The organism is Streptomyces sp. NPDC046727 (assembly GCF_040645635.1).
Lineage (GTDB): Bacteria > Actinomycetota > Actinomycetes > Streptomycetales > Streptomycetaceae > Streptomyces.
Window position 1 is genome coordinate 109,500 of sequence record NZ_JBEYYR010000030.1, and the last position, 9,492, is coordinate 118,991.

The window sequence follows — 9,492 nt, forward strand, 5'->3', positions numbered from 1 at the left end:
ACCCGCCCCCCGAAGGGACACCCCATGGCGCTCGAAGCCGGCCTCCTGGAGATCCTCGCCTGCCCGGCCTGCCACGCCCCCCTGAAGGAGCAGGACACCGAGCTGATCTGCACGGGCCGGGACTGCGGTCTCGCCTACCCGGTCCGTGACGGCATCCCGGTCCTGCTGGTCGACGAGGCCCGCCGCCCCGAGTGACGCGGCGATTCACCCCGTAGGACCCCAGGACCCTCGTAGGACCCCAGGACCCCCCGGCTATCGGAGGCTGCCGCCCATGCTGGACGAATCGCTGCTCGACACCCCGGAGGGCCTCGCCGAGGCCGACCACCGGGGTCTGCTGCGCGGCGCGGCGGAGGCCGGCGCCCGCGTCCGCACCGCCGCCCGGCACGCCGCCGAGGCCGGCGTCGGCGACCTCAAGCCCGACGGCCGCCCCCGCGCGGTCCTCATCGCGGGACCCGGCGCCGCCGCCACCCACACGGCCGACCTGCTCGGCACCCTGGCCGGCGCCGGCAGCCCCGTCGTCCGGCTCGCCCCCAGCGGCGTCGCCCCGGCCGCGGGAGCCCTGCGCTGGGAGCTTCCGGGCTGGGCCGGATCCGTGGACCTGCTCCTGATCGCCACCCCCGACGGCACCGAACCGAGCCTCTCCCTCCTCGCCGACCAGGCCTACCGCCGCGGCGTCTCGGTCGTCGGCGTGGCCCCGTCCGGCACCCCGCTCGCCGAGGCGGTCGCCGGCGCGCACGGACTGTTCGTACCGATGGCGACGGCCCCCTACGACCAGGGGGAACCGCTCGCCGCGTCCTCCCCGGGCGTCTTCTGGGCGCTGCTGACCCCGCTGCTGGCGCTGCTGGACCGGATCGGCCTGCTCACCGTCCCGCCGGACGAGCTGGAGAAGGTCGCCGACCGCCTGGACCACATCGCGGAGCGCTGCGGTCCCGCCATCGCGACCTACAGCAACCCGGCCAAGACCCTCGCCGCCGAACTCGCCGACGCCCTGCCCGTCGTGTGGACGGAGGGCACCTCGGCCGGTCCCGCGGGCCGCCGGTTCGCCGCCGCCCTCGCCGAGCTCGCCGGCCGCCCCGCCCTCGTCGCCGAACTGCCCGAAGCACTCGCCGAGCACAGCGCCCTGCTGGCCGGCCCGCTCGCCGCCAGCGCCGACCCCGACGACTTCTTCCGCGACCGCGTGGAGGAGCAGCCCGCGCTGCACGCGCGCGTGGTGCTGCTCCGCGACCGCCCGATCAGCGGCCTCACCGCCGCCCCGGCCGCCCGCGACCTGGCCCTCAGCCACGACACGCCGATCAGCGAACTCGAACCGGAGGAGGGCGGCGAACTGGAGACCCTCGCGGAACTGATCGCCGTCACGGATTTCGCCGCCGTTTACCTGGCGCTCGCTTCGGGGGCCTGATCTGACTCCTGGCCTGCCGAGCGCGCCCATCAGCGGCGCGACCAGAAGCGACAGGGCCGGCTGAGCCGCGTACCTACGGAGACAGAGAAGACACATGGACCGCCTCGACAACACCGTCCGCCCCTACGCCTGGGGTTCCCCCACCGCCATCCCGCAGCTCCTCGGCGTCGAGCCGACCGGCGAACCCCAGGCGGAGATGTGGATGGGCGCGCACCCCGGCGCACCCTCGCGCACCGCGCGCGGGACGCTCGTCGAGGTGATCGAGGCCGACCCGGAACGGGAACTCGGCGCCCGCGCGGTCGCCGCGTTCGGCCCGCGCCTGCCGTTCCTGCTCAAGATCCTCGCCGCCGGCGCCCCCCTGTCCCTGCAGGTGCACCCCGACCTGCGGCAGGCCAAGGAGGGGTACGCCGACGAGGAACGGCGCGGCGTCCCGATCGACGCCCCGCACCGCAACTACAAGGACGCCAACCACAAGCCCGAGCTGATCTGCGCCCTCACCGAGTTCGACGGCCTGTGCGGCTTCCGCGACCCGGTCCAGGCCGCCGACCTGCTCGCCGGGCTCGACGTCGACTCCCTCAAGCCGTACGTCGACCTGCTGCACGCCCACCCCGAGGACGCCGCCCTGCGCGAGGTCCTCACCGCGATCCTCAGCGCCGACCCGGAGGAGATGGCCCACACCGTCGCCGAGGCCACCGCCGCCTGCACCCGCCTCGGCGGCGCCTACGCCCCCTACGCCGACATCGCCCACCACTACCCGGGCGACCCCGGCGTCATCGCCGCCATGCTCCTCAACCACGTCCGCCTGCAGCCCGGCGAGGCCCTGTTCCTCGGCGCCGGAATCCCGCACGCCTACCTGAGCGGCCTCGGCGTCGAGATCATGGCCAACTCCGACAACGTCCTGCGCTGCGGCCTGACCCCCAAGCACGTCGACGTCCCCGAACTGCTGCGGATCGTCCGCTTCGAACCGACCGACCCGGGCGTGCTGCGCCCCGAGGCCTCCCCGGACGACGAGGAGGTCTACGAGACGCCGATCGACGAGTTCCGGCTCTCCCGGTACGTCCTCCCCGAGGGCGGCACCGTCCACGACCTCACCCGGGACACCCCGCAGATCCTGCTCTGCACGGCCGGTGCCGTCCGGGCGGGCGAACACGAGCTGAGCCCCGGTCAGTCGGTCTTCGTCCCGGCGGGCGAGAAGGCGGAGATCTCGGGCGCCGGCACGGTCTTCCGCGCCACTGTGATCGTATGACCGGGGCTGTGGATACCTGACGCGCCGCTGCCCGGCCGGGCTGCAAGAATGGCCCACCGGCAAAGCACGGGCAAAGACGGGTACACGCCGGGACGGCGTAGACGTACGAGGGCGAAGGGACAACGCGAACACATGAGCGCGTCAGGCGGTACCAAGGCGATCGTGGCGGCACTCGGCGCCAATCTCGCGATCGCGGCATCGAAGTTCGTGGCGTTCGCGTTCAGCGGCTCCTCCTCGATGCTCGCCGAGGGCGTCCACTCGCTCGCCGACTCCGGCAACCAGTTCCTGCTGCTCGTCGGCGGCAAGAAGGCGCAGCGCGAAGCGACCCCGCAGCACCCCTTCGGATACGGCCGCGAGCGCTACATCTACGCCTTCCTGGTCTCCATCGTCCTGTTCTCGGTCGGCGGCATGTTCGCCATCTACGAGGGCTACGAGAAGATCAACCACCCGCACGAGGTCGAGCACTGGTACTGGCCCGTCGGCGTCCTCGTCTTCGCGATCATCGCCGAGGGCTTCTCCTTCCGCACGGCCATCAAGGAGTCCAACGAGCTGCGGGGCAAGCTGTCCTGGTCGCAGTTCATCCGCCGTGCCAAGGCGCCCGAGCTGCCGGTCGTCCTCCTGGAGGACTTCGGCGCGCTCATCGGCCTGGTCCTCGCCCTCGGCGGCGTCGGCCTCGCCCTGCTCACCGGCGACGGCGTCTGGGACGGCATCGGCACCGTCTGCATCGGTGTCCTGCTCGTCCTGATCGCCCTCGTCCTGGCGGCCGAGACCAAGTCGCTGCTGCTCGGCGAGGCCGCGGGCATCGAGGAGGTCGAGAAGATCGAGGCCGCGATCGTCGACGGCACCACGGTCACCCGCGTCATCCACATGCGCACCCTGCACCTCGGCCCCGAGGAGCTGCTCGTCGCCGCCAAGATCGCCGTCCGGCACGACGACACGGCCGCCGAGGTCGCGAGCGCCATCGACGCCGCCGAGGTCCGCATCCGCGCCGCCGTCCCCATCGCCCGTGTCATCTACCTGGAACCCGACATCTACAGCGAGGCCGCGGCCGCCAAGGGCCCGGACCCGGAGGCCACCCCGGGCGGCCCGACCCCGCACCCCGCCGGTCACTGACCTCCGGTACGGCGTCGGTCGTCAGACCGGCTGCACGGGCCAGGGCGCCGGCGGCACCGCCGGCGCCTTCCGCCGCCGTACCACCAGGAAGCCGATCCCCAGCCCGATGCCGGTGAGGACCAGCACCCCGCTGACGAGCAGAGCCGTCCCCAGCAGCGCCGGGCCCGTACGGTCGTCCGTCACCCGCCCCTGCACGGCGTCCACCGGAACGGTCCCGCCGTGGTCCGACGCGAAGAAGCGCGAGTCCATCGAGTTGGACCGATGGTCACCCATCAGGAACAGCCGGCCCCGCGGCACCTTCACATCGAACGGCCGGTGCACACCGTCGGCGTCGCCCTGGTAGACGTACGGCTCCTTGAGCGGCTCGCCGTTCACGGTGACCCGCTCCTCGGCTCCGACGGTCGTGCAGCAGACCACACGGTCGCCGCCCACGCCGATCACCCGCTGCATGAGCACACCGTCGGCCCGATAGCGCCCCGGCATCGAGAACATCACGACGTCACCGCGCCGCACCTCACTCCCGTCCAACCGCTCCCAGATGATCTTGTCGCCCCGGTGGTACGTCGGCTCCATGCTCTGGCTCGGCATCGTGCCCGTGCCGAACGCACTCCTCCCGTACAGGTAGGCACCACCGCCGAGGGCCACCCCCAGCAGCCCCACCACGAGCGCCGCGATTCCCAGTCCCCGCCCTCTGCGCGCCATGTCCCATCCTCCCCAGGCGGCCCTTCCGCCGCGCGGAGAATAGCGGCTACCCGTGAACGCGATGCTCAGGCGGACTGGGGACGACGGGGGCGTCCGGTGTAGCTTGGGACGGAGCCAGACGTCGCTGCTGATGGCGGTCGGGCGGTCCCACACGGACCGACCGAGGGAGAGAGGGCCTCCGACGGACTGCGCTGCGCGTACGTGGGCATGCCTGTGTCCTCTTCTCGGGCACCCCTGTGTCCGCCGCCGCGCAGACCAGCCGTACCCACCTCGCCCCAACCCCGAGGAGCAGCTCGCAATGACGACTGTCGAGAACCGACAGGACTTCAAGGTCGCCGACCTCTCGCTGGCCGAGTTCGGCCGCAAGGAGATCACCCTCGCCGAGCACGAGATGCCCGGCCTGATGGCGATCCGCAAGGAGTACGCCGAGGCGCAGCCGCTGGCCGGCGCCCGCGTCACCGGCTCCCTGCACATGACCGTCCAGACCGCCGTGCTCATCGAGACCCTGGTCGCCCTGGGCGCCCAGGTCCGCTGGGCCTCCTGCAACATCTTCTCCACCCAGGACCACGCGGCCGCCGCCATCGCCGTCGGCCCGAACGGCACGCCCGACAACCCCCAGGGCATCCCGGTCTTCGCCTGGAAGGGCGAGACCCTGGAGGAGTACTGGTGGTGCACGGAGCAGGCGCTGACCTGGCCGGACAGCCCCACCGGCGGCCCGAACATGATCCTGGACGACGGCGGCGACGCCACCCTTCTCGTCCACAAGGGCGTCGAGTACGAGAAGGCCGGTGAGGTGCCGGCCGTCGACACCGCCGAGTCCGACGAGCACCGCGTCATCCTCGAACTCCTGCACCGCACCATCACGGACGGCTCGCAGAAGTGGACCCAGCTGGCCTCCGAGATCCGCGGCGTGACCGAGGAGACCACGACCGGCGTCCACCGTCTGTACGAGATGCAGCGCGACGGCGTCCTCCTGTTCCCGGCAATCAACGTCAACGACGCCGTCACCAAGTCGAAGTTCGACAACAAGTACGGCTGCCGCCACTCCCTGATCGACGGCATCAACCGCGCCACCGACGTCCTGATCGGCGGCAAGACCGCCGTCGTCTGCGGCTACGGCGACGTGGGCAAGGGCTGCGCCGAGTCCCTCCGCGGCCAGGGCGCCCGCGTGATCGTCACCGAGATCGACCCGATCTGCGCCCTGCAGGCGGCGATGGACGGCTACCAGGTCACGACCCTGGACGAGGTCATCGACAAGGCCGACATCTTCATCACCACGACCGGCAACAAGGACATCATCATGGCCGCCGACATGGCCAAGATGAAGCACCAGGCCATCGTCGGCAACATCGGCCACTTCGACAACGAGATCGACATGGCCGGCCTCGCCAAGGTCCCGGGCATCGTCAAGGACGAGGTCAAGCCGCAGGTCCACACCTGGACCTTCCCCGACGGCAAGGTCATCATCGTCCTCTCCGAGGGCCGCCTGCTGAACCTGGGCAACGCCACCGGCCACCCGTCGTTCGTGATGTCCAACTCCTTCGCGGACCAGACCCTGGCCCAGATCGAGCTGTTCACCAAGCCCGACGCCTACCCGATCGGCGTCTACACGCTGCCCAAGCACCTCGACGAGAAGGTCGCCCGCCTCCACCTGGACGCGCTCGGCGTCAAGCTCACCAAGCTGCGCCCGGAGCAGGCCGCGTACATCGGCGTGGAGGTCGACGGCCCGTTCAAGCCGGACCACTACCGCTACTGAGCCGTCCGAGCCGGCGATTCCGTAGTCCGGCCCGCCGGGGGAGTGCGCCGGTGCACCGACGCACCCTCCCCGGCAGCAGGTCCTCCGAGGCAGGCCCCCGCACCCCCGTGCCGGGGGCCTGCCCCTTTGGCCCCCGACCTATGGCTTCCGGCCGGACCAGCCCGTCAAGACCCAGGACCCCCATGCCCCGCGGCCGCTATTCGCTCCACGATCCGCACGATCACACCCCCCTCGCAGAAGAGCACTTCCAGTGCGCCCCCGGCCCGTCCGGCTGGCGCTATGTCTCGCAGCTGACCGGCCCCGCCGGCGACCACCGCGGCTCGGTCGACCTCGCCCTGGACGACCTCGGCCGTCCCATCCGCCTCGAACTGCACGCGGGTGGCTGGCAGGTGCGCGGCGCCGCCCTGGACGGCGTCACCTGGGTCCGTACCGACCCCACCGGCACCCATGCCACCGAAGGCAATGTGCGCGCCCACGCCTTCACCGGCACGTCCCCCGCGTTCCTCGTCGCCACCGCCCGTCTCCTGCGCCTCACCCCCTCGTCCGCCGCGACCCGCGTACGCCTCGTGGCGTTCACCGACCCCGTCCTCGCCCCCCGCACCGTGGACCAGTCCTGGGCTCTGGTGAACAGCGAAGCACACGCCACTGACAACGGCCCGCTGACCGTGGACGAATACCAGGTCACAGCCCTGGACACGGGCGAACAGCACACCGTCCACATCGCCGGGGACGTCGTCCTGGCCGCGCCCGGGATCGAGCTGGAGGACCTTCAGTCACCGCCGTCGCACTTCGACTGAACGCGGCGCCTCCGCCCCGCCGTCACGCCGGCGGCGCGAACCCGGTGGCCCGCCGGTCCGGCCGGTCGGCCCGCTCCTGCTCCGGAGCAGGCTGGAGAGAACCCTGAGGCCATGTCGCCGGGGGCTGATGGGGAGCTGGAGGCTGGTACGCGACCTGAGCCGGATAAGAGGCCGGTGCGCCGGGCTGCGCCACCGGCGGGGCGAAGCCCCCGACCGTCGAACCGCTGTGGCCGAAGGCCTGCCGGGCCTCACGGGACTGCCGCTCGTGGACCACGGCCGCCAGGAACGCGGCCGGAGGCAGATCCGTCGGGAGCGGCGCGCCCGTACGTCCGGCGAGGTCGGCCGCGAGCCGCTGCGCCATCCCCGCCGACACCTGCGGATCAAGCTGCCGCATCCGTGTCAGGTACTGCCGGACCGCGAGCCACAGCCCGTCCGGCACCGCCGACAGGTCCAGCTCGGCGAACCGTCCCGCGAGCCACGGCGGCGGAGGCGGTACGAAGCCGGTCCGCCCGGCGGGTATCCGCTCGCGCACGACCAGCGTGCCCGCGAACACGTCCCCGAGCCGTCGCCCCCGCGCAGAGACCAGTGAGGCGATACAGGCCACCACCCCGAGCGTCATCAGGATCTCGACCACCCCGATCGCGCCCCGCACGAGCGCGTGCCGGAACCGGATCGGCCCACCGTCGTCACGTACCACCCGCAGCCCGAACGCCAGCTTCCCCAGCGAACGCCCGTGACTGAGCGTCTCCACGGCTATCGGCCCGCCGACCAGGACCAGCAGAAACGTTGCGATCGACAGCGCCACCTGCGCGGCCTCGTCCAGCGAAGCCGTCGACGCGACCAGCACCATGATCACGACGAGGTACGCGACCATCGCCACCGCCAGGTCGAGCAGCACGGCCAGCGCCCTGCTCGGCAGCTTCGCCGGCCGCAGTTCGAGCGCCACCGCCTCGCCCGTCACCAGCTCACTCACGCCTGCCGTCCTTCCCTGGTCCGCCCCCCTGAGCCGCAAGTCTGCCAAGCTGTGGGCGCATCGCGCCCCAGTGGGACAAGCTGACAACACTCACGGGCATCCAAGACGAGCCGTGGCCGACGAGCCGAGGAGCAGGCAGACCCGATGGACCTGGACGTCTTCGTCTCCGTACACCGAGCCGAATGGGACCGGCTCGATGCACTGCTCCGTCGCCGGCGCCGCCTCACCGGCGCCGAAGCAGACGAACTCGTCGCCCTCTACCAGCGCACCGCCACCCACCTCTCCCTCATTCAGTCCAGTGCTCCGGACCCACAGCTGACGGGTCGGCTCAGCCAGCTCGTGGCACGCGCGCGCAGCGCCGTCGCCGGCACCCGCCGCGCCTCATGGCGGGACGCCACACGCTTCCTTACCCAGGGCTTCCCGGCCGCGGTCTACCGCGCCCGGCACTGGTGGGTGCCCACGGCGCTCGTCTCGACAGCTGTCGCCATCCTCCTGGGCTGGTGGATAGGCACGCATCCCGAGGTGCAGTCGTCCATCGCGGCCCCCAGCCAGCTCCGCGAGCTGACCCGCCCGGGCGGCGAGTACGAGACCTACTACTCCAGCCATCCCGCAGCCGCCTTCGCCGCCCAGGTGTGGACGAACAACGCCCAGGCAGCGGCGATGTGCCTGGTCCTGGGGGTCTTCCTGGGACTGCCCGTCCTCTGGATCCTCTTCCAGAACATGCTCAACCTGGGCGTCGGATTCGGCCTCATGTCCTCGGCAGGCCGTCTCGACACCTTCCTCGGCCTGGTCCTCCCACACGGCCTGCTCGAACTGACCGCGGTCTTCGTCGCCGCCGGCACGGGCCTCCGTCTGGGCTGGACACTGATAGATCCCGGCCCGCGCCCCCGGCGCGCGGCACTCGCGGAGGAGGGGCGAGCCGCCCTCGGTATGGCGATAGGCCTCGCCCTGGTTCTCTTCGTATCGGGCGCCATCGAAGGCTTTGTCACCCCCTCTGGCCTGCCCACCTGGGCCCGCATCGGGACAGGAGTCGCGGCCGAGCTGGCATTTCTGGCGTACGTCTACGTCCTGGGAGGCCGCGCGGCACGCGCAGGCGAGACAGGCGATCTCGAAGCGGCGGACCGCAGCGCCGCCGCACCCGCGGCCGCCTGATGTGCGTTCGGCCCCTGTGAGCTGCTAGTCTCCTCTTCGCCCCGCAAGACCCGTTGACACGGGAGGCGTGGGGAGGTAGATTCAAACAGTTGCCTGGAAGTGGACAACTCCACCGGCAGCCGATAGAATCTACGAGCTTCCTCAGAAAGTCGTGAACGGCATTCCGAGAAGCACCCCCCGATGACTCAGAAATGAGTGGCCGGTCAGACCGGCCAAGAACTTCTGATAAAGTCGGAACCGCCGGAAAGGGAAACGCGAAAGCGGGAACCTGGAAAGCACCGAGGAAATCGGATCGAGAAAAGATCTGATAGAGTCGGAAACGCAAGACCGAAGGGAAGCGCCCGGAGGAAAGCC

General features: G+C 71.4%; 9 protein-coding genes. 7 read left to right on the forward strand and 2 right to left on the reverse strand.

Going from position 1 to position 9,492, the window contains the following annotated elements:
* The first annotated feature begins 24 nt into the window (after positions 1-24).
* The 4 genes from ABZ937_RS30560 (at position 25) to ABZ937_RS30575 (ending at position 3,758) form a co-directional block, all read left to right on the forward strand.
* On the forward strand, positions 25-195 hold the full coding sequence (locus tag ABZ937_RS30560; RefSeq protein ID WP_361696554.1) for a Trm112 family protein: 171 nt from the start codon (positions 25-27) through the stop codon (positions 193-195).
* 76 nt (positions 196-271) lie between these two features.
* Positions 272-1,399 carry an SIS domain-containing protein gene (locus ABZ937_RS30565; RefSeq protein ID WP_361696556.1) on the forward strand — a complete coding sequence of 376 codons (1,128 nt, stop codon included), beginning with the start codon at positions 272-274 and terminating at the stop codon, positions 1,397-1,399.
* A 94-nt stretch (positions 1,400-1,493) separates the two neighbouring features.
* A complete protein-coding gene (gene manA / locus ABZ937_RS30570) occupies positions 1,494-2,645 on the forward strand; it encodes a mannose-6-phosphate isomerase, class I (protein ID WP_361696557.1) in 1,152 nt (383 codons plus the stop codon).
* Positions 2,646-2,777: 132 nt separating this feature from the next.
* Positions 2,778-3,758 (forward strand): cation diffusion facilitator family transporter, encoded by a 981-nt coding sequence (locus ABZ937_RS30575; RefSeq protein ID WP_361696558.1) that lies wholly within the window; start codon positions 2,778-2,780, stop codon positions 3,756-3,758.
* A 21-nt stretch (positions 3,759-3,779) separates the two neighbouring features.
* Here ABZ937_RS30575 and lepB read toward each other — a convergent pair whose 3' ends face one another.
* A complete protein-coding gene (gene lepB, locus ABZ937_RS30580) occupies positions 3,780-4,460 on the reverse strand; it encodes a signal peptidase I (protein WP_361696559.1) in 681 nt (226 codons plus the stop codon).
* Between the two features lie 298 nt (positions 4,461-4,758).
* Between lepB and ahcY the strand changes: the two genes are divergently transcribed.
* Together ahcY and ABZ937_RS30590 are read left to right on the forward strand one after the other, a co-directional pair.
* On the forward strand, positions 4,759-6,216 hold the full coding sequence (gene ahcY, locus ABZ937_RS30585) for an adenosylhomocysteinase (RefSeq protein ID WP_361696560.1): 1,458 nt from the start codon (positions 4,759-4,761) through the stop codon (positions 6,214-6,216).
* Positions 6,217-6,398: 182 nt separating this feature from the next.
* Positions 6,399-7,013, forward strand: coding sequence for a hypothetical protein (locus ABZ937_RS30590; RefSeq protein ID WP_361696562.1), 615 nt, complete (start codon positions 6,399-6,401; stop codon positions 7,011-7,013).
* A gap of 22 nt (positions 7,014-7,035) precedes the next feature.
* Here the strand turns inward: ABZ937_RS30590 and ABZ937_RS30595 are convergent, their stop codons facing one another.
* On the reverse strand, positions 7,036-7,986 hold the full coding sequence (locus ABZ937_RS30595; RefSeq protein ID WP_361696563.1) for an RDD family protein: 951 nt from the start codon (positions 7,984-7,986) through the stop codon (positions 7,036-7,038).
* Between the two features lie 144 nt (positions 7,987-8,130).
* On the opposite strand from ABZ937_RS30595, the gene ABZ937_RS30600 reads away from it, so the two are divergent.
* The gene (locus ABZ937_RS30600) at positions 8,131-9,138 is read left to right on the forward strand and encodes a stage II sporulation protein M (protein ID WP_361696564.1); all 1,008 of its coding nucleotides are present in this window, start codon (positions 8,131-8,133) and stop codon (positions 9,136-9,138) included.
* Positions 9,139-9,492: the final 354 nt, after the last annotated feature.

Excerpts from the sequence above, each read along its gene's own strand:
- ABZ937_RS30575 (WP_361696558.1), top strand. The coding sequence starts at position 2,778 with ATGAGCGCGTCAGGCGGTACCAAGGCGATCGTGGCGGCACTCGGCGCC.
- ABZ937_RS30600 (WP_361696564.1), top strand. The coding sequence starts at position 8,131 with ATGGACCTGGACGTCTTCGTCTCCGTACACCGAGCCGAATGGGACCGG.
- ABZ937_RS30565 (WP_361696556.1), top strand. The coding sequence starts at position 272 with ATGCTGGACGAATCGCTGCTCGACACCCCGGAGGGCCTCGCCGAGGCC.
- ahcY (WP_361696560.1), top strand. The coding sequence starts at position 4,759 with ATGACGACTGTCGAGAACCGACAGGACTTCAAGGTCGCCGACCTCTCG.
- ABZ937_RS30590 (WP_361696562.1), top strand. The coding sequence starts at position 6,399 with ATGCCCCGCGGCCGCTATTCGCTCCACGATCCGCACGATCACACCCCC.
- manA (WP_361696557.1), top strand. The coding sequence starts at position 1,494 with ATGGACCGCCTCGACAACACCGTCCGCCCCTACGCCTGGGGTTCCCCC.
- lepB (WP_361696559.1), bottom strand. The coding sequence starts at position 4,460 with ATGGCGCGCAGAGGGCGGGGACTGGGAATCGCGGCGCTCGTGGTGGGG.
- ABZ937_RS30560 (WP_361696554.1), top strand. The coding sequence starts at position 25 with ATGGCGCTCGAAGCCGGCCTCCTGGAGATCCTCGCCTGCCCGGCCTGC.